This is a genomic window from Planktothrix serta PCC 8927 (assembly GCF_900010725.2).
In the GTDB taxonomy this organism is placed as follows: domain Bacteria; phylum Cyanobacteriota; class Cyanobacteriia; order Cyanobacteriales; family Microcoleaceae; genus Planktothrix; species Planktothrix serta.
Genome location: NZ_LR734875.1, coordinates 161,867 through 180,279 on the forward strand (window position 1 = coordinate 161,867; position 18,413 = coordinate 180,279).

Here is an 18,413-nt window from a genome sequence, read left to right on the forward strand (position 1 = left end):
CTATCTTTATTCAGTCCAGCAAAGTGTTATGTAATGTTCAGCCCCAGGCATAATAGAGTTCAAAGAACCAATGACTTTTTGAGTAGAAATCACCCAGCTTTGATCTTCAAAAGTAATCTTCTGCCTGAGAATATTTGTTCCCGAAAGTTGATTTACATCAACTAGAATCTGTTTAAATCTCTCTACACCAGTTCTTTTTTTCATTTGATGTTCCTTTCCCTCGCCTCTCCATTTGCGATGAGCAGTTTCCGAGAGACAAATAACGAGCAAATCTGCCTTGTCTTCTTTTAACAAATCTAAATCTTTTTCAAGCTCTTTACCAGCAAGATTTTTTGTTTGTCCTAACCAACCACGAGCTTTAAATTCAACCCGGATATATTTATGTTCAGGAATCTCACCTCCACCAATTTTAGCATCATTCATCATTGGTTCATGTGGATCGCGATCAAAAATTGTTACATTTGCAAGTTGAACTTTTGCATTTTTTCTTGTACCGAGAGCATCTCCTGAAGGATTCCAACCTATTAACCTACCTGTCGAACTATCAATTCGGATATGTTGAACTTGCTGACCATGATAATTAATACCAATGCGAAGATAATACCGAGGAGTGACATTTGCTCGGATTATTTCAAATTGCATATAATGTTGGACATAAGCTTCCGATGAAGTTGCTGCTGGATTATCTTCCAGTAGCTTTGAGATAGTTTGATGAACTAACTGGATCAGAGAATCTGGAGGAGTTCTGGTCATGACTTAATACCTAGAAATCAATGGAAGCATATCTAGTCTTGGAAACAAGTTTCCAACTTCGGTATTAAGCGCAATAGCAATTCTAATAAGGTTTAGTGAGGCAACATTACGCTCTCCTCTTTCTATACCTCCTATATAAGTTCGGTCTATCTCTACTAACTCAGCAAGCTCTTCTTGAGATAACCCTTTCGATTCTCTAATAGCTCTTATATTTTTACCGATGTCAACTAACCAAGGATGTTTCTTTTTCATAGCTTATTAAACTTAAGACCACTAGCACGATAAAAAACGGTAATAGCTAGTTATCTTGTGTCTGATTGCTTAGAATATTTCCCTGAGTCCTATAAGTCTACGGACTATAAGTACCATTAAGTCTAGGGTTAGTTGCGCTAAAAATTTAAACGAACTTATGAAGGAAATTAATCGCCTGATGTCACTCTGCGATGAACTAGAAGGCAAACTGAAGGAAACGCGATCGCATAGCGAAAAACTGATGGAAGTTGCAGCGCGGGAAGTGTTGGCTGTTTGATGGGGAGTGCGATGGTTAGTGTAAGTTTTAGAAAGGCGATCGCAATCAGTAGGAATCCAACCTACTCGGAATACAATACCACTTTGGCATTATATGGCTCGTCATCCTCCTCGTGGGGTGGCTTTAGTTGAATGAATCTTTATGGCAACAGTCTGCTGCTCATTGAGACTAAGAAGCTTTGGGGTTCCTACTACGTTCAGCTTTAGCTTTATTTCTAAACTCTCCAAAGTCAATTACTGTAGAGTTCTCAGCAGCATCCCATATATCGTCTACTACTTCCTGAAAAGCAGGTAATACTAGCAACGTATATTGCCCAATCCCTTTATTCCGTTTGTCTCCCACTTTTAATGCTGAGATTTGATAGCCCAGATCTGACAAGTCCTCTTTTATCCAGAAGACTTCATCACCTACCACAACAATCCTTTTATCCCTTAAGCTCCCGTCTATATTGCACTTGTCAAAGTAATCTAAGACTCTGCGGATCATCTGGAGCGAGGTGTTTTCTCGCAGGTCTCGAATAGCTTTGATATCTAGAAGTTGTTCCCAAGTGTAATAGACTTCAGGTTTCTTCTTCCCATTCCATATTCTCTCTGGCACAACCAATCCAGCACGCTCAAGAGATTGTAGCTGATTGGAGGTCGCCCCAGTCAGTTCCATTATCTCTTTTCTAATGAACCGATCAATCAATGAAGTATTCAAAACACAAAACTGAATACATTTGTTAGTATATGAGAGGAGCATGAGATAGCTTGACCTCTAAGCTCATGCTCTAGTTGTAATTTATATGGAGGCAATGTTGCCATGATTTATAGATCAGGTCAAATCGTACCCACAAGTGGCCAATATGCTGTAGTTAATCAGCAAGGATATAGTATTGGCCGTGAAGTTACGGTTGTTAAGGGAGAACCTTTTCCACCCGTTCCTTCTGGTTATGGTTTTAAGTTAGCTGACCCAACTAAACACTGGCGTTAATTACATACTACCTTGCCTTGTTACCCTAAGACCTTCTTTGAGTCCGTCTTAGGGTGGATATTGGGATAGCAAGATGCTGGATTGCCATAACACATAGTAAAGGAATTAACTTAATGTCAACAGATATTTCAAAAGCCGTTATGGGCGTGTCAGCAGGTATCGATGCAATTAAAAAGCTTGGTGATTTGGCAGTCAAAACTCAAAACCTAGAGCTGCGAGAAGGGATTCTTAACCTTAGAGAACAACTTTTAGAGGCAAAAGACGCACTTTTAGATGCAAAAGAACAGGTTTCTAATTATAAGGAAGAGAACGCTACACTCAAAGCTAGGATTACAGAACTTGAGCAGAGATTAGCAGACGGCCAAGAAGAAATTAAGCTGACTGTTAAAAAGGGTGGTTACTACAAAGAGGACGGCGATGGCCCTTACTGCACAGGTTGTTATGACAATAATCAGAAATTAATCAGAGTTAATGACGTTGGCCCGATATGGCGTTGCCCTGTCTGTAAAAGTGTAGTTACTAAGACATAACAAGCAGATTTAAATCGTCTGTCCTCTGTGATGCGCTGGAAGGCAAGCTGAAGGAAGTGTGATCGCACAGCGAAAAACTGATGGAAGTTGCAGCACGAGAAGTATTAGCTGTGTGATGCGGATGCGATGCCTATCAGTGAAACCTACAGATTAATAGGTATAGTCTGCTTAATTTTATTGGAAATAGAAATAGGAGTATAAATATCAACTTCAACTTCATCTACAACTCGGATCGAAACAATTAGAGCGTATCTAGCAGTATTATTCCATCCTTCCCACCTTGAGTTATATTTCCACCAACCGCTAACAGGGTATATGCCAATAGCGTCTTTCTGAGCCAACTCAGCCGCAGTACCTTGCCAAATATCAGAATGGATTGAACCCCGATTCCATGTCTTAGGCCCTAGAAACCATCCAGTATCTTGATCTTTTTTATCTTTATTTTTAGTAGATGGAACATTCTCTTCAGTTTTTAACGCTTCCTTATTAATCCGTTGCCTAAAAGCAGTTAAAGACTCTTTAGAACGCTTAACAGCAAGCCTCAAACCATACGAAGCGTAAGAATGTTTATTCAACCATCCTCGCTCTCCAGGGTTGGGTTCGATAAAGTATGAAAGTGTTACCCGCATTTCGACTTTTGTTTCACGCAACTCTTCTAGCTCTTGTGTTGGCCAGGGTAATATGTGAAGGTTCATTTCTTTTGTTTTTACTTCGCCATCAACTTTATGAAAAGGCTGGAACTCATCTTCACAAATCATTGTTAAGTCATTTTGACTGCTAAAAATTGCCCTATTCAGATTGGGAACACCATAACCGTATCGACGCAGTAGTATCGATACTTTGTCCCTTTGGGAAGGACTTTTAGGCAAATTATGAAGCATTGCGGGAGTCCACTCCGCAGAATGAACGATTAACCCACGAACTGTTTCTGCCCAGTATTCGGGATGTTTAGCCCAAATACGTGCTGCCATATTGCTACATAAAGCTGCTGCTGCACTGGTGTCTCCAGAGAGGTTGAATGGGCGTACATTGGGTTGATAATACGTTGTCAAAAGTCGTAAATCATCAAGATCCATCCCTGGATAATTAGGATCATCTGTTGCTAGGTTTCCGCCCTCAAAAGTCACATCTGGTCGGATAGGCCACTTATCACGCCACAAAAGAGAAGTTCGACTTCGAGGTGAAAGGTCGCCCGCAGGAGCAATAGATTGCCATCCAGCATATTTCTGATCGATGATATTAACTTTATCGGTATAAGCCCCGACTACAAGTGCGTTCCATGCTTGCGAGGGGTTTTCTGCTGGGCTTAGATCATTTTTATCAAGATATTCACTAAGCATAATGTCCCCTCTGATATTACCAACCGGAATAATCATTAATCTTTGAGATTCAAAGCAGATTTGATCGACTGCTGCCGACCAAGAAGAGGGAACTCCGGCATTACTATTGATTTCACTCGTTAAAGCCATACAAATTACACGCTGGCGTTTCGGGTTCTTGATTTCCGCACGAGAAACAGCCTCTTGTGTAATCGCTCCATAAAGTCTAGGGTCGTTTTGTCCTTGGTCTGGAAGTATCTTTACAGATTCCAAACAGTGGGTTAGATGATATACCCTGTTTGATTTTATCAATGGCTCACAAAGGTCGCCATACAGAGCTATACCAGCCATTTCAGTACCATGCCCACAATTGTCTGCCAGTACCCAGTTTGGATCGCAAGTCAACAAATCTTGAGGAGCAAGGGCTGACTTAATTAAAGGATGGGAGCGTGTGACACCGCTATCTAACAAACAAATAGCTAAATTATTATTTGATGGCACGATAGTGCGGTGAGCAAGCTCTTTTACCCAGTCAATCTGTTCTTGGTTATCCATTTCCAAGAATATGGAAGGTAAATCTTTAGCAAGGCGAAGTTCGGCAATCAAACCATTATTGTTAATAATTCGTGATAAATCTGTTACAGTTGCCAATGCTAAAATTACTTCTCTCTCAGGGAAACTAATGGAGTTTTCTGTTATCCTAATCTCCAGTATTTGAGCTATTCGCTGGAAAGATTCAAGACAACCCTGACGTAACCAAACTTCCCACCATACTTGCTGATATTCAGATGGAAATTCAAGATTGTCTGTGAATAGCGATCGCACTGTACCTAAGTTAATTTCTTCCAATGGTGCGATTAACTGCTCGTTCTTCGGATTACCCTTTATAGTTTCCTGATCGCGGTAAGCTTCTATCCTGGAAGAAAAAAAATCTGATGCCTTCTCTGGCACAAATACGGTTGCTGATACAGTTTCCTCTGCCTCATCATTTGCTCGGACTGCAAGCAACTCGATTTTCTTAAGCTTATTTTCCAATGACGCAACCGCTTTCAGTTCACTTTTTTGTAGCTGTAACTCTAAATAAAAACCAGATTGTCCAACTGCAAGTTCTGGTTCGCGCACTAATTTTTGTTGCTGATAATTTTCCAGAGCTTTTTCAAAAGCTTCTTGCAACCTTTCAGCGTGTTGTATGCGATCGCGGGGTGGAAGCGATTTCTTCCCGTCTCCGCCGCCACCGCGAGATGTATATTTTTGGCTATCTCCCTTTTCTACAATATAAAAATTAGGGAGATTCCTCTGGTATTTTACCATTGAACTATAAAGTCATTTTCAACACCTATTATAAAGGGAATAACCCATTTACTGAAAGATAGTTTTTTTGCGTTCTGTAATCGCGCAAATCATATTCTCTTCAGATATTGAATCCTGTTTGGAGATTACGGCTGCTTTAGCTGCTTCATCTGCTGCTCGAACTACCTCTGCTTGACTTAGACCATTAGCAGTTTCAATAATATGATGCCAATCGTTCCACTCAATATTAAAAAGAGCTAGACGTGCTTCTAGTAAATTGCGAACAACTTCTGAATTTGGTAAGTCGTATTGAATAACATCATCAAAACGTCGAAAAAGAGCCTTGTCTAATAAATTATGATGATTAGTCGCAGCAATGATTAGACTCTGGCTATTATCATTCTCCAAAAACTGCAACCAGGAGTTTAGAACTCGACGGAGCTCTCCAACATCATTAACCGCAGCCCGTTCTGAACTAATGGCATCAAATTCTTCAAAAAAATAAACGCCTCGTGTTACAGCCATTGCATCAAATATCAGTTTGAGTTGATTAGCCGTATCACCCATGTATTTGGTAATTAATCCAGTATAAGCAACAGTGAAAAGCGGGAGTTTCAGTTCTCCAGCAAGAGCAGCAGCAGTCATTGACTTCCCCGATCCTGGTGGCCCAACCAGAAGTATTTTGCGACGAGGCTTAAGATTGTACTCGGCTAAACGATGCCTCTGGGTCTGTTCTATAAGAATACGTTCTAATCTTTTTTTTAAGGCTACAGGAAGAACCATATCAGTCAACCTGGTTTCTGAATAAGAAACTGATACAAGATTGACTAATTCTCCTTTGGACTGGACGAGCGACGTGGGCAAAGCCTTATGTTCGATAGCAGATTTACGTTCTTTTGCTTGGTCAACCAGGCTTTGGATCTCTTGAGCAATTTTGGTATGTCCTTGTCGTACTTCATGTGCAGCCATCTGTAGAGCAACAGAAAAAAAATGCTGCTCCTCACCTTCTAGGTAGCTTTTTAAGAGCGCAATAACATGACGGGCTGTTGACATAAGGCTTTTAATCTGGACAAATTTCCCAGGCTCTAGTAAAGCCAGAAACTTCACTAAATAAATATGCTAAACACTATAATATTTATAATACCTTAATTAAAACAAATGTACTATAAAAGCTACAAAAATAAACAATTAACCATTTTTAGAATTCCCTAATTTTTACAGCTTTAATTCAATAGCAAAATTCTTAAACAATATCTCTACAAAATTTTTAAAATTTAACAAAAATAACTGGGATATACTAATCTTCGCTTTCTCACAAACAGGAATAATCAACTTCACCAAATGATAAGGTTGATTTTGATTTTGTATTGATGCTATCTTTAAGGATTCTATGATTCCCCCTAGTTCTCCCAAGAACTTCAAATCTTTCTCAATCGCTTGTTCAAACACTAAAGAAATTAATTGTAATTTTCGGGTTAACTCAATTGGGATGGGTTGATATTCTAATTGGGGAGTAAGTACAATTAATTCACTAATTCCTTGAATATTAACTCGATATTTCTCTATTTCTTCTTCACCTTTAATTTCCTGTCCTAACCACCCATAACAACGAGAACAAAATCCCGCAGGTGAAGTCCTAGCCATTACAGGTAAACTGGAACCGCAATGAGGGCATACTTCTACTAATCGCTGTTTATGAATTAAACAAACTTCTACATCCTTAAATGACCATAATAAGGGTTCATAGACCGTCTTCTTCTCCTGCTTCCACACTTCCCAACAACAAGGACACCAAGCGCGGTAATTCCGAAATAATCCTTGGTCATGAATCATTCCTTTCCAACTTAAAAGAGTCAAAAAACGTAAATCCTGACGCCTAGTTAACTCTTCTAAGACAGTTACTAACTTTTCCGTCATTTCCCGCATTCCGTTGATGGCTGGTTTAGCATCGCTATTTCCCAATAGGTGACTGAGATTTTTTGACAATAGCTCAGATTGATCCTCATCTTTAAGGATAAGAGGGGCAATTTCACCCATCACGAGCTTTTGGGAAGTTAAACAATGCGCCTGCGCCAAACGATTGATATAACTACTAAGACTTTCTGCGTAGGGAGTTCCTACTGCAATAGGTTCAAGACAAAATAACCGACTCCGTTGGGGGATTTCTAAAGGTTTTGGACTCCAAAGCTCTGAGTAAATACTCATCCTTCTTGATTGATTCCTACTAAGTCTCTACCTACCTTACGCTCCCCAACCCTTCGACCTTTCTTGGGCGATGAACTAGCAGTAGATTCAATTTTCTTGAGGTTTCCATCATTATATAAACTGGCTAAAAGTCTTTCTCCTGCTTCTAACTCTTCTTTAATCTTTTTTCGTCTTCCTGCGGATAATTCCCTCGCTTTAAAATCTTTCATTCTCACTGTTTTTGCTTGATCATCTAACGCATTTTTGAGGGCGCGATACCACCAACTTTTGAGAATTCCTACACATCCTATCGAGTATTCCATAAAGTATTCCCAATTCTCTTCTAATTGTGGTGCATTTTCCACAGGTAAATACTGCTGTAATGTCTTAATAACCTTAATAAATTCTTGTTGATCTTCTACTTTATTTAGATAATAGGGAGGTAAATAATAATCTTCACTTCTTCTTCCTACCTGACCATTTACTTGTTGACACTTTAAAAGCTCATAGGTTCCAAATAAAATATGAACGGTTTGAGTTTTATTAGCAATTGATTTAAGCCAGTTCATTTGAACATTAATTTGTCTTCCTCCTGCTACATCAAATAAGTGCTGTGCTTCATCAAGGGTATAAGCCTTTAACTGACGGTGTAGAAAAACTTTTTGCATTGTTCGGCGCAAAGCCTTAGCATTCTTTCCTTCATGATCTCCTTTTAAATTATCTTCGTTATCGTTTTCTAAATCAATTCCATAATTTTCCTTATAATCAATTAAAACTTCCTTCAAAGACTCCAACACCTGAATATAGTAATCAGAATAGTTAAACTTCCCTCCTTCAGCACTATCTACCTCGATTCCCCCTACGATTAAACTCCCAGGATTGGAAATAATTTCATCTTGAAAATGTTTAAGTAATCGTTTTTCAAATTCTGCTTTTAATCGAGATTTACCTACGCCTGTTACCCCAAACACCAGATAGACTAAAGCATCATCCGGTTCGATCGCATTTTTGAGTAGCTGTTCTAAAATCAACCTGATATTGCGATGAGGAACAATCACATCTTTAAAGTATTTAAGTTTGTTATCCGTTGATTCATGAAGAATTTCTAAAGGAAACGGACGATTATTAGCGATTACCATAAGTCCCCATCAGCAAAAGGTTTAATGTTGTCAAGGTTAATTTCTCTGGATAGACTAGGTTGTAAAATTTCTTCTTCCCTATCCAGAATAGTCTCTTCAATCTCTTTAGTCTTAGGTGCGGAAGGCTGTTTAATATCTCCTGAATTTAAAACAGCGCTACTAAGAGTTCCTTCGATTAAATTATAAACTAATTTAGCCGATTGATCTCGACGGATTTGTAGCATTATTTCTTCATGTTCTTCTGCATTATTCAGCAAGTCAACAATCTCTTTAGCTCCCACATATTGACTCTGATTGTATCTTTGTTGTTTTCTTTTGCAAACGGTTGATGCTATCTCTACCGCCTTTTCTGAATAACCTTGAAATTTCATATAATAATTAGATAAACACTTCACCCAATGATTATTAACATAGGCATAAGCAATCCCATAATCAAGCGGATCATAGCGGACGGGAACAGATTGATTTTCAACACTATAAAATTCATCCGACCAATAATCTTGATAGTTAATCCTTACTCCTTTACCCGGAATAACTTTAGCTGTTCCCTTATTATTGGTAGGCAAAGTTAAAATTTTAAATTGCTCATCATACTTGATATATTGATGAGGGCGATGTCCCGTTTTAGCTAATCGTGATTCAAAGGCTTGTTGAGGAGACATTCCTTCTAAAGCCGGATGTTCTGAGCGATCATAAACTCCATAAGCATAGCCAAAAGCCAAATAATCATATAATTCTTCTAAATTCCAAACCGCTAAATTTTTTGGATTATTTTCTTTCTTAACGAGCCGGACGTGCTTCATAATTTGGGTATTACCCCTTAAATTATTGATAAATTCCGTATTTTGTGACCCAAACCAACGTTCAATAATCGAACTAAATTTCGGAACATCTTTGGGACGATGTTTTTTACTTGCTTCAAATCGAGCTAATAAAGTTTCAAAATAAGTAGATTGAAACTCTTTTCCATTATCCACAACAATCCATTCAGGGAATCGCCCAAACCGTTGCACACAAATGCGGATAGCCATCATACAAGACCGATAACTCGGATGATCGAAAGTTAGATATAAGGCTAAAATCCGACGACTGTAGGCATCAATCATGCCTGTTACCCAAGGTCTGCCTAAGTTCTTCTTACTGTAGGGACATACACATTGAACATCAAGCTGAGTATGGTCAATATGAACAATTTCAAGAGGGCGATCTCCATGACGGGGGGTGGTGGGTTTAATCAACCAAGGCCCCAAAAGACTATTAGCGGCGCGAGATCCCATCCTTCTTTTAGTTTGTTTATAAGAGTTTCGTTTCTTTAGCCTTTCATAGTAAAAGGTATGGCTAGGAATTGGAGAAGTGAGTCCTGATTCCTCCCATTTATCTCTTAGTATTAGATAAGTTTGCCAAGCATTCTTTTGTTTAAAGGTTTCATAGTGTTCTTCTATCACCTTATCAATGAATTCTAAATCTTCATCAGAATAGCGAGGAGTTGGATTACCTTTATATTGGGGAATTAGACCTACTAAACCAACTCCATGTTCTTGTTTCGCTTTGCGATATTTGGCTTTCCACTCGCGTAAGGTTCGTTCTGGTCTATTACAGTCCAGAGAATCATAAGACTCTCCATCTAAAAGCGGTTTAATTGCTTGATATCGCTGATTAGCAATTTCTAAAGCTTTAGGGCTGGCTTCTATAAAGTATTGTTGCCATCCCTCCTCATCTAAGGTTGTCTGTTCTTTTGTTTGAAGATAACTAATTTCCCCTAACTCAACTAATTGTTGAAATTCTGCATGAGTCCAACGAATAATTCCTTGTTCTCCTTTGAGAATAATTTTACTCTCTCCAATATGGTCAATAGTCACGCTTTTTCCATCTAAAAGAAATGATGAACCCACTTTGAGATCGACTATCTGCACGCTGCTAGATACAGGTTCACTATAATCATGGGTAGCAGTAATGTATGCTTCGGCAGTTGCTTGGTCACGGAATAAATGTACTCTATCTTGTTCGATTAAGGCTACTGCACTTAAATCAACATAAACTTTTTCAAGCGCCATTAAGGTATTAATATCGTCAATGCTGGCATTTTGCGCTTTTTTAATCAGATTTGTCAGGTTAATACCCGGATTATTAATGATAATCTCTTTAATATGGAATTCTACCTGTTCATCAAGGATGTATTGTTGATCTAAATATCCTTGCTTGTAGGGTTGTAAATACTTCTGATTACGATATTTGACCCAATCAATTTCACTATCTGAGCGAAGACTGTAATAATATCCTAAGCTTTTAATATATTCTTGAACAATGATATCTACCCATTTTCCTTCCAAATTTTGGTAACGATAAGCCTGTTCCTTGCTTAGTGTGTCAAGCTTTTTCTCTGTTTTCCATTCCTCAAACCCACAGCGATTCTTTTTCATCACAAAGAAATCAGGGTAATGAGCAATAGTAGTAGCTTGTTTTCCTTGAGGTGAGCATTTGATAGTGAGTTTAATCGGTTGATCCCAGTATTCTAAAACTGAGTCATCATTTTCATAAAATTGAATGATCGCAGGTAATTCAACGGTGTGGGATTCAAATTGAATCGTTCTGCCCATTTTTTTACTAGCGTAAGGGCCATGAACATTTCTTGAACTCCCTTTGACCTTACGGACGGGAGGAGATGTGCGAATTTGGTTAACCCAATCTCTTTGTTGTTGTGAGAGTTGCAGGCGATCGCACCATGCTTGAAATTCAGTATCAGAGAGCATGGCTATCCTCCCTAAAATTGATTTAACTTTGATGATAAAATCATCATAACAACTCTTAATTATTTCGGCAATGCCAAACTTGAAAAATGAAATTTCGGCAAAATCAGGGTTTAAAAAGCCGTCTCGATAGAATATTTAGGAAACGGAGTTAAGAGGGTTTAAGGGAGGTGACGGCAAAACCTAGCTTTAAACAACGGCAAAACCAGAGTTTAAATTACAGCATCTAAAATTGCTACCCGAACAAAATAATCAGCTTGTTCAACTAGCATTTGGTAGGTCAGCATCAATAATGACAGCAATCTAAAATAACTGAAACCTCTAAGTTTTTATTAACCATTTGCTGCAACAAATAAGCCAGTTCTAAATCATGCAAATACTGTCCGTTTTCACTGCCAATATTTAAAATATTCATCTTATTCTAACTTTTGAATTGCCCATTTTGCCCTGGCTCGAACGGCTAGGGTTTTATCGGTCTTCGAGAGTTGTTGTAACTGTTCTTTGATTTTACTGAACCATTCCGGCTGAGTTTTTTGAGTAGCTATTGCTAAACCCTGTAAACCAAAAACTCCCCCATATCTAACAATCCATTCTGGGTCTTCTAAAGTTTTTTGTAATATCATTAAAGTCTGAAATTGAGCATCAGGAAGTTGTTCAGGGGGTAATTGATCCCAGTGAATATTTCCTAATCCTCTTGCTGCTGCGCGACGAACACTTAAGGCAAAATCACTGCCTGCGGATTCTAATAAAACCTCTAATCCACGCGGATCACCAATCCCGGATAAGGCACGAACAGCCCAGGCTCTTGCCCCATAATTATAACCATCTAATTGTTCTAATAAGGGGATAACCGCAGGTTCACCCAGTTGAATTAATCCATCAACAGCGGCAACGGCAGCCCCAGGATTATTATAGCCTAAAACAGTAATTAATGTCGGAATTGCCTCAATAGAATTCGCTTCTGCTAAAGCAGAAACAGCATCTAATAAAGCATTCGCAGAATCCGCTTTTTCAACAGCTTGAATTAAGGTTTGTATAGTCATATTTTGGATATTGAATTTTTGGTTTAAAAGGATAATAGATACAGTTTTTTATAAAAGCGAATCCATTAACTCCATCACAGAAATCGCTGAGTCAGATAATTTTAAATCTGGAGTATCTGTTAATTGATGTTCTAAAACACCTTTTAAGGCAATTAATTTTAAACTATTTTCTGCTAAGGTGTTGGCGATCGCATTTGCTCCCGGTAAATAACCAATCGCTCCTAAATCCATTAAAGCAGTACGACGTAAGGTTAAATCATTACCTTTTAAAGCCTCTGTTAACCGTTTTCCATAGCCATCTTCTCCGGTTAGTTGATACATTGCTCTCAATGCAGCATACTGAACTTTGGGAATTGAATGCTCTATAAAGGGTTGAACATAAGGAATCGCAACAGTCGCTTTTAAACTGCCTAATGCTTCTAAAATCGCATCATAGGGTTGAACTAAATAGGGTTTTCCAGGAACAAGTAGGGCTGCTTCTATCCCCCCTTCTAATAATTTGATTAAGGCGGGAACACAACAATCATCCCCTAACTGTTCTAAGGATTGGGCAGCGGCTTCTCGCACATAAACATCAGAACAGTCTAAACATTGAATTAATACTGGAACTGCTCGTTGATCTCCTAATTTTCCCAAGGCTCTGGCGGCATTTCTTCGTAAAGGATAACCCCCTTCTTCAGTGCGGTCAGATTCATCTTTTAATGCTAGAATTAGCGCATCCACGGCCGAGGGTTCATTCACTCGAAAGCGTCCTAACCACCAAGCAGCATAGTAGCGACGGCCTAGTTCTTCGTGTTGAAGATTAGCGATCGCTTGTTCAATCGTTAAAGACTCCTCCTCTTGAGCAGTATTGTTCCCCGTTGATTCAGATCCAAAATCCTGCATTATGTTAAAGTGTATTGTTTTCAACCTTATTAATCATACCAGGAGTCAGCAATCAAGGGGAAATCTTGATTCAAGTTCAACTCAATGGTCGATATAAAAATTTTTTTATTCTCTGAATAAAAAAAGGTTAGATGTTTTGGATTTAAAACATCTAACCCTAAATATTAATGTTTAAATTAAACTCAGGTCTGTTCAATTGTTAAATTCAGTTCTGAATTTAGAGCAACTAAACTAAAGAATAATGGCGATTATTCTGGCTCGGAAGTTAAAGGTTGAATGCTAACAATTTTTGCACCCATCCGCGTTAAACGCTGCATTTCTTGGTTCATGCGGTTGTAGGGAACAACAATAAATTGGCTAGAGCTAGAACGAATCTCATACCCCGTTTTGTCAGTTTCATCCGATTGACGTAAACCAACTACTTCATAGCGAAAAAAGCGATTTCCCGATGGGGAAGCCGATGATTGTCCAACTGCAATTTGACCTAACATGGGCTTGAATTAATCCACGACAGTTATAAAAACAGAATGAACAGGGATTGCTAATCAGCGCACCCTGGTCTTGATGAAAACAATGCTAAACAGGAGTAACGCTGGCAACTTTACCGCCTTGGCGTTGAATTTCCTGAAGTAAAGGAGATAACTGTTCGTAAGCAACAATAAAGGATTTGCTGCTCCGACGAACTTTCGGATAGCGACGTTCACGAATTCCAGCCACTTCAACGCGATAGCTGCGGCCAGATTGTCCTAAAACGCCCCCGGTGCTGAATCCTGTAGTCGGAACTACACCTTGACCAGAGGAACGATAAGACCAACCTTCGCTACCACCGGAGGGGCCAACAATCGTAGAAACACTATTGGCGCCGAGTTCCGTCGCCAAGCGAGACGCATTCCCACCTAATTGAGAGCGATCGCTATTAGCATAACCGCGATACAACTGGAATATCCGAGTAAAGCCCACGGTTCTTTGTCCCCGTTGCACTTCAAAGGCGCGATAGTAGGGAACAATATTTTCCCCAAAGTTTTCTAGGTATTCGGCTGAATCAATATAAGAATCAATATCAGCTTCATAACCTTGATTTTGATATAAATCTAAGTGAAAAATCACTTCGGATTCATCATAGGGAGCGCGACCCAATAAATGTTTGTAATTGAGTTCAATTACACGGGTCTGGAAGTTGGGGTAGAAAAACTTGGTTTTGTACAGTTCTGATTTAGCAACGGAACGCACAAACTCCCGCACGGTGACGCTGCCATCACACAACATAGACTCAGCACCTTTGAGGCGCTCAGAACTCATTAAATAATCGTTACCCAGGAGTTGACGATAAACGGCACGAATCACCTGTTGAGCATCGCTCTGACTCCAGTTGGGTCGCAGTTCCACACGAGGCGTTTCTTGGAACGCAGTTGTTCCGAGCCTAGATGCTGCTGTTGTAATAGCCACCTAAAATTCTCCTCTTACTAAGAATATGACCGAGAATGAAGTTGCGAGTGTAGCGTGCAACGAGTCACTTGTCGATGTTAAGCCACCAGAGATAAGAGTCCAAGCCTCCTATTTTAAAAGTCAGCCCGAACTCTAAATCCTCAGACATAAACAGCCATTCAGGTTTTAATGAATGAGATTATGCCAAAGTAATTCTCATCACCCGTCCCCCAGCGCGATGAATACGCTGCAACTGAGTAGACAGTTGCTCGTAGGGTACGGTATATTCAGTAGTGGTACGGCGCACTTGTGGCAGAGACTGTGTTGCTTTTTGAATCACAGTCAGGCGGTAGAGTTGTCCACGACTACCGCCTGTCGTACCGACTAAACTTTGCCCACTCTCAGGAGTTTGAATCGGAGAAGCCAAATTCCGAGCTAATTCCCAAGTTAAGCGACTTTGCTTTTGGTTTTGAGCGCGATCGCTGCTGGCATACCCACGATAGAGGGTAAACAAGCGGTTAAAACCTAGAGTTTTATCTCCCTTTTGGGTGGAAAAGCCCCGATAATAAGGAACGATATTCTCCCCAAAATTCTCCAGATATTCAGGGGAATCCAGGTAAGAGTTGATTTCGGCTTCAAACCCTTGATTGCTATAGAGATCGACGTGAAACGCAATCTCTGACTCATCGTAAGGAGCCCGACCGAGCAGATGTTTGTAATTTAACTCGATAAACCGAGTTTGAAAGTTAGGGTAAAAAAACTTAGTCCGGTAAAGCTCAGATAAAGCAATAGCTCTGACAAAATCCCGAACGGTAATTTGTCCTTGGCGCAGTAAAGATTCCGCGCTAGTGAGCCGTTCCCGTAACATCAGGTGTTCGTTGCCCATCACCTGACGATATGCTGCCAAAATCACGGTTTGCACGTCTGCTTCCGTGTAGTTGGGGCGCAGTTCTACGGGTTTTGTTTCTTCAAAAGCCCGGATACCAAGTCGGCCACCCTCAAGCAAGCCAACCATAGCCTTATGCTCCGTAAGAGATTTTCAAAACAAACAAGAAAAACAAAAAAAAGAAAGCTTTGTTAATGGGGCATACCAACCCAAATAATCAAAAATGCCCGGAGCGTTAAACAACCGTTAACCCAGTTGCTAACAGCTACTTACCGTTCCGGGCATCAAGCGCGCTAAGTCTAGCTCAGAGCGTTGATAGCATAATCGATGTAGGAGTTGGCTTCAACAGCTGCGTCGCCACTTAAGCCATGATTGGCTTTGATGTACTTCAGAGCTTCGACGTACCAGCTAGGAGACAGTTCAAAAGTGCGGTTGATTTCATCAACACCAGCAATCAGGTACTCGTCCATAGGGCCTGTACCACCAGAAATTAAGCAATATGTGACCATGCGGACATAGTAACCGATATCACGAGCACATTTGGCTTTACCACGCTCGCTAGAAGCGTAGTTAGGCCCTTGCATTTGGGTGGTGTAAGGGAATTTGTTATACACTGCTTGGGCAGCACCGCTGACGAGGCTGTCAGATTTTGCGGTCAAAGCTTTAGCAGCTTCTAAGCCAGCTTTGGCTTGACGAAAACGTCCAAAAGCAACTTGCAATTCAGTGCTGCTTAAGAAACGGCCTTGAGAATCGGCGGTAGTCACTGCTTCAGTCAGGGGGGTTTTCATGCTTGAGTTATCTCCCTATGGGTTTACAAAGTTGAGGTACAAATTGAAGTCGTTTAATTAGACTTCTATGGAGTTATGAAAATCGGATTTTAGAAAAATTAGGCAACAGCAGCCGCAGCCCGATCAAAGTAGCTGGCGATTTCAGAAGCCAAGGCACTACAATCTCCAGGAGTGATTCCTGCGGGATCGTTAACGATAGCCAGAGCGGCATCTTTCATTTTGCCAACGCCAACAGCAACGGAAGCACCAGGAACGCCCAGAGCCAGGTAGGTTTCACGCAGACCGTTTAAGCAACGATCATCAAGAACGCTAGCATCTCCAGCGAAAACTGCGTAGGTGACATAACGTAAGATGATTTCCATGTCACGTAAGCAAGCGGCCATACGACGATGAGTATAAGCATTACCGCCGGGAGCGATCAATTGGGCTTGCTCATCAAATAAAGTACGAGCTGCATTGGTAACGATGGTGGAAGCGTTACCGGTGATGCGGTTAACAGCGTCTAAACGTTTGCTGCTTTCGGCAACCATTTGGCTGAGGGCATCGATTTGGCTAGAGCTTAACAGTTCGCCGCGTGCATCAGCTTGAGAAACTACCTTGGTAAAGGCATCAAACATGGATTAATCTCCTACTTGACTTGCTTAACTTTGTTTTCGACTCAAAGCGAAATGATGGGTTTTTCCCGATTCTGACCCTTGAGAGTCTCTCTAGTTTGGCTATTGTTACTGTTTTTTTGAGTAACCTTAACTTCACTTAGAAGAACCTTAGAAATCTTACACCATTTTATGAAAGGACATTAAACTTTTTTAATCAAATGTTAATCAATTGTTGGGAGACCAACATTTGGCTGTCGTCTTTGCCCTTCAGATATTAGTTATACAACGCCCTCGCAACAAGTTGCGTTAAAATTTATTACGAACTATGTCTTGGGCAAAGAACACAGTCCCCTTTTCCTCATTATTGCTGCTAAGTGAAAATACCTACCTAGAAAATTAAATTCCGCCGTTAATCCCGGCTTAGATGAGAAATGGCTAACTGCATCGCCCGTTGCACTATGGGGTCAGTTTCCTGAATCAATGCCATATTTAGGAATTCCATTGCACCTTGATCTTTGACTTCATCCCCCATCTTCATCAAAGCCATCGCCACCCCTTTCCGACTGTCTCCATCTGGATGCTGCAATAACTCAATCAACCGGGGAATCGCAGGTGCATAGCTGATATTTCCTAAAGCTGCGATCGCTTCACAGCGAACTTCCGAATCAATATCCTCTAAAGCTTGAACAAGAATCTCGGAGGCTTCGGTGTCCGGTTGTTCTTCCGCCATTTTTGCGATCGCCCCCACCACCGCCATCCGCACTTCTGGGGAATCAGAATGAATTTCCCGATATAAAATCTCCTTCGCTGCTGGCCCTATAAAAGCCAAAGCCCAAGCCGCGTGTCCTTTCGTGCTTTCAGGGGAATCCGGGGACGCCAAAATCTCCAATAGAGGCGGGACAGATGCGGCTCCCGTACCCGCTAAGGCCCCAATCGCCGAACCTTTGACCACCGTATCCTCATCCTCTAACAACGCTTTGATCAAAACCGGAACCGCTTCCGGGTCAGCAATCAACGTTAAAGTTTTTGCCGCCGCCCTTCGCACTACCGGGTTAACGTGAGTTCCCAGAGCCGTCAGTAAAAAAGGAACAGCAGGTTTTCCCACTTGACCCAAAGCTTCCGCAAAACCCAGTCTCACCATTCCCCGTGTATCCCCTAGACACTCCACCATTTGTTTGATTAGAGTAAGGTCGCTACAGTCAAAACCGTTATCGGCTAACTGTTGATTCACCCTCGCCAACAAAAAATCTGTTCCTTCAGGAGACAGGACAGCAGCATCTTCTCCTAATAAAGTTTCTGAGTTAGACATATATATAGATCAAGTGGG

19 protein-coding genes are annotated in these 18,413 nt (G+C 40.5%); 2 read left to right on the forward strand and 17 right to left on the reverse strand.

What is annotated here, in order from left to right; translation table 11 throughout:
* Positions 1–6 precede the first annotated feature (6 nt).
* From PL8927_RS15650 to PL8927_RS15660, 3 genes are all read right to left on the reverse strand, one after another.
* The gene (locus PL8927_RS15650; protein WP_083623192.1) at positions 7–753 is read right to left on the reverse strand and encodes a hypothetical protein; all 747 of its coding nucleotides are present in this window, start codon (positions 751–753) and stop codon (positions 7–9) included.
* A 3-nt stretch (positions 754–756) separates the two neighbouring features.
* Positions 757–1,005, reverse strand: a complete 249-nt coding sequence (locus PL8927_RS15655) for a helix-turn-helix domain-containing protein (protein WP_083623194.1) — start codon at positions 1,003–1,005, stop codon at positions 757–759.
* Between the two features lie 445 nt (positions 1,006–1,450).
* Positions 1,451–1,939 carry a MerR family transcriptional regulator gene (locus tag PL8927_RS15660; RefSeq protein ID WP_231506035.1) on the reverse strand — a complete coding sequence of 163 codons (489 nt, stop codon included), beginning with the start codon at positions 1,937–1,939 and terminating at the stop codon, positions 1,451–1,453.
* Positions 1,940–2,083: 144 nt separating this feature from the next.
* On the opposite strand from PL8927_RS15660, the gene PL8927_RS28070 reads away from it, so the two are divergent.
* Positions 2,084–2,254 (forward strand): hypothetical protein, encoded by a 171-nt coding sequence (locus PL8927_RS28070; RefSeq protein ID WP_197047440.1) that lies wholly within the window; start codon positions 2,084–2,086, stop codon positions 2,252–2,254.
* A gap of 113 nt (positions 2,255–2,367) precedes the next feature.
* Complete coding sequence (locus PL8927_RS15665; protein WP_083623199.1) at positions 2,368–2,784, forward strand: hypothetical protein; 417 nt, start codon at positions 2,368–2,370, stop codon at positions 2,782–2,784.
* Positions 2,785–2,927: 143 nt separating this feature from the next.
* Here the strand turns inward: PL8927_RS15665 and PL8927_RS15670 are convergent, their stop codons facing one another.
* The 14 genes from PL8927_RS15670 to PL8927_RS15730 all read right to left on the reverse strand — a co-directional run bounded on the left by PL8927_RS15670 (position 2,928) and on the right by PL8927_RS15730 (position 18,395).
* A complete protein-coding gene (locus tag PL8927_RS15670) occupies positions 2,928–5,414 on the reverse strand; it encodes a S8 family peptidase (RefSeq protein ID WP_083623201.1) in 2,487 nt (828 codons plus the stop codon).
* 48 nt (positions 5,415–5,462) lie between these two features.
* Positions 5,463–6,446, reverse strand: a complete 984-nt coding sequence (locus PL8927_RS15675) for an AAA family ATPase (RefSeq protein ID WP_083623386.1) — start codon at positions 6,444–6,446, stop codon at positions 5,463–5,465.
* Between the two features lie 162 nt (positions 6,447–6,608).
* Positions 6,609–7,598, reverse strand: coding sequence for a TniQ family protein (locus PL8927_RS15680; protein ID WP_083623203.1), 990 nt, complete (start codon positions 7,596–7,598; stop codon positions 6,609–6,611).
* Positions 7,595–8,716 carry an ATP-binding protein gene (locus PL8927_RS15685; protein ID WP_083623205.1) on the reverse strand — a complete coding sequence of 374 codons (1,122 nt, stop codon included), beginning with the start codon at positions 8,714–8,716 and terminating at the stop codon, positions 7,595–7,597. Before PL8927_RS15685 ends, PL8927_RS15680 begins: the two co-directional genes overlap by 4 nt.
* The gene (locus PL8927_RS15690; protein WP_083623207.1) at positions 8,710–11,466 is read right to left on the reverse strand and encodes a TnsA endonuclease N-terminal domain-containing protein; all 2,757 of its coding nucleotides are present in this window, start codon (positions 11,464–11,466) and stop codon (positions 8,710–8,712) included. Before PL8927_RS15690 ends, PL8927_RS15685 begins: the two co-directional genes overlap by 7 nt.
* 283 nt (positions 11,467–11,749) lie before the next feature.
* Positions 11,750–11,878, reverse strand: coding sequence for a hypothetical protein (locus PL8927_RS28850; protein WP_269322021.1), 129 nt, complete (start codon positions 11,876–11,878; stop codon positions 11,750–11,752).
* Between the two features lies 1 nt (position 11,879).
* Positions 11,880–12,506: a HEAT repeat domain-containing protein gene (locus PL8927_RS15695; RefSeq protein ID WP_083623214.1), complete on the reverse strand. Its 627-nt coding sequence runs from the start codon at positions 12,504–12,506 to the stop codon at positions 11,880–11,882.
* A 48-nt stretch (positions 12,507–12,554) separates the two neighbouring features.
* Positions 12,555–13,391 carry a HEAT repeat domain-containing protein gene (locus PL8927_RS15700; RefSeq protein ID WP_083623217.1) on the reverse strand — a complete coding sequence of 279 codons (837 nt, stop codon included), beginning with the start codon at positions 13,389–13,391 and terminating at the stop codon, positions 12,555–12,557.
* Positions 13,392–13,639: 248 nt separating this feature from the next.
* On the reverse strand, positions 13,640–13,882 hold the full coding sequence (locus tag PL8927_RS15705) for a phycobilisome linker polypeptide (protein ID WP_083623219.1): 243 nt from the start codon (positions 13,880–13,882) through the stop codon (positions 13,640–13,642).
* 85 nt (positions 13,883–13,967) lie between these two features.
* The gene (locus PL8927_RS15710) at positions 13,968–14,837 is read right to left on the reverse strand and encodes a phycobilisome linker polypeptide (RefSeq protein WP_083623221.1); all 870 of its coding nucleotides are present in this window, start codon (positions 14,835–14,837) and stop codon (positions 13,968–13,970) included.
* A gap of 178 nt (positions 14,838–15,015) precedes the next feature.
* Complete coding sequence (locus PL8927_RS15715) at positions 15,016–15,831, reverse strand: phycobilisome linker polypeptide (RefSeq protein ID WP_083623223.1); 816 nt, start codon at positions 15,829–15,831, stop codon at positions 15,016–15,018.
* A gap of 170 nt (positions 15,832–16,001) precedes the next feature.
* Complete coding sequence (gene cpcA / locus PL8927_RS15720) at positions 16,002–16,490, reverse strand: phycocyanin subunit alpha (protein WP_083623226.1); 489 nt, start codon at positions 16,488–16,490, stop codon at positions 16,002–16,004.
* 98 nt (positions 16,491–16,588) lie between these two features.
* Positions 16,589–17,107 (reverse strand): phycocyanin subunit beta, encoded by a 519-nt coding sequence (locus PL8927_RS15725; protein ID WP_083623228.1) that lies wholly within the window; start codon positions 17,105–17,107, stop codon positions 16,589–16,591.
* A 388-nt stretch (positions 17,108–17,495) separates the two neighbouring features.
* Entirely contained in the window at positions 17,496–18,395 is a 900-nt protein-coding gene (locus PL8927_RS15730; protein ID WP_083623231.1) for a HEAT repeat domain-containing protein, read from the reverse strand.
* Positions 18,396–18,413: the final 18 nt, after the last annotated feature.

Coding starts and splice junctions, on each gene's coding strand:
- PL8927_RS15650 (WP_083623192.1), bottom strand. CDS start 753: ATGACCAGAACTCCTCCAGATTCTCTGATCCAGTTAGTTCATCAAACT.
- PL8927_RS15655 (WP_083623194.1), bottom strand. CDS start 1,005: ATGAAAAAGAAACATCCTTGGTTAGTTGACATCGGTAAAAATATAAGA.
- PL8927_RS15660 (WP_231506035.1), bottom strand. CDS start 1,939: ATGGAACTGACTGGGGCGACCTCCAATCAGCTACAATCTCTTGAGCGT.
- PL8927_RS28070 (WP_197047440.1), top strand. CDS start 2,084: ATGATTTATAGATCAGGTCAAATCGTACCCACAAGTGGCCAATATGCT.
- PL8927_RS15665 (WP_083623199.1), top strand. CDS start 2,368: ATGTCAACAGATATTTCAAAAGCCGTTATGGGCGTGTCAGCAGGTATC.
- PL8927_RS15670 (WP_083623201.1), bottom strand. CDS start 5,414: ATGGTAAAATACCAGAGGAATCTCCCTAATTTTTATATTGTAGAAAAG.
- PL8927_RS15675 (WP_083623386.1), bottom strand. CDS start 6,446: ATGTCAACAGCCCGTCATGTTATTGCGCTCTTAAAAAGCTACCTAGAA.
- PL8927_RS15680 (WP_083623203.1), bottom strand. CDS start 7,598: ATGAGTATTTACTCAGAGCTTTGGAGTCCAAAACCTTTAGAAATCCCC.
- PL8927_RS15685 (WP_083623205.1), bottom strand. CDS start 8,716: ATGGTAATCGCTAATAATCGTCCGTTTCCTTTAGAAATTCTTCATGAA.
- PL8927_RS15690 (WP_083623207.1), bottom strand. CDS start 11,466: ATGCTCTCTGATACTGAATTTCAAGCATGGTGCGATCGCCTGCAACTC.
- PL8927_RS28850 (WP_269322021.1), bottom strand. CDS start 11,878: ATGAATATTTTAAATATTGGCAGTGAAAACGGACAGTATTTGCATGAT.
- PL8927_RS15695 (WP_083623214.1), bottom strand. CDS start 12,506: ATGACTATACAAACCTTAATTCAAGCTGTTGAAAAAGCGGATTCTGCG.
- PL8927_RS15700 (WP_083623217.1), bottom strand. CDS start 13,391: ATGCAGGATTTTGGATCTGAATCAACGGGGAACAATACTGCTCAAGAG.
- PL8927_RS15705 (WP_083623219.1), bottom strand. CDS start 13,882: ATGTTAGGTCAAATTGCAGTTGGACAATCATCGGCTTCCCCATCGGGA.
- PL8927_RS15715 (WP_083623223.1), bottom strand. CDS start 15,831: ATGGTTGGCTTGCTTGAGGGTGGCCGACTTGGTATCCGGGCTTTTGAA.
- cpcA (WP_083623226.1), bottom strand. CDS start 16,490: ATGAAAACCCCCCTGACTGAAGCAGTGACTACCGCCGATTCTCAAGGC.
- PL8927_RS15725 (WP_083623228.1), bottom strand. CDS start 17,107: ATGTTTGATGCCTTTACCAAGGTAGTTTCTCAAGCTGATGCACGCGGC.
- PL8927_RS15730 (WP_083623231.1), bottom strand. CDS start 18,395: ATGTCTAACTCAGAAACTTTATTAGGAGAAGATGCTGCTGTCCTGTCT.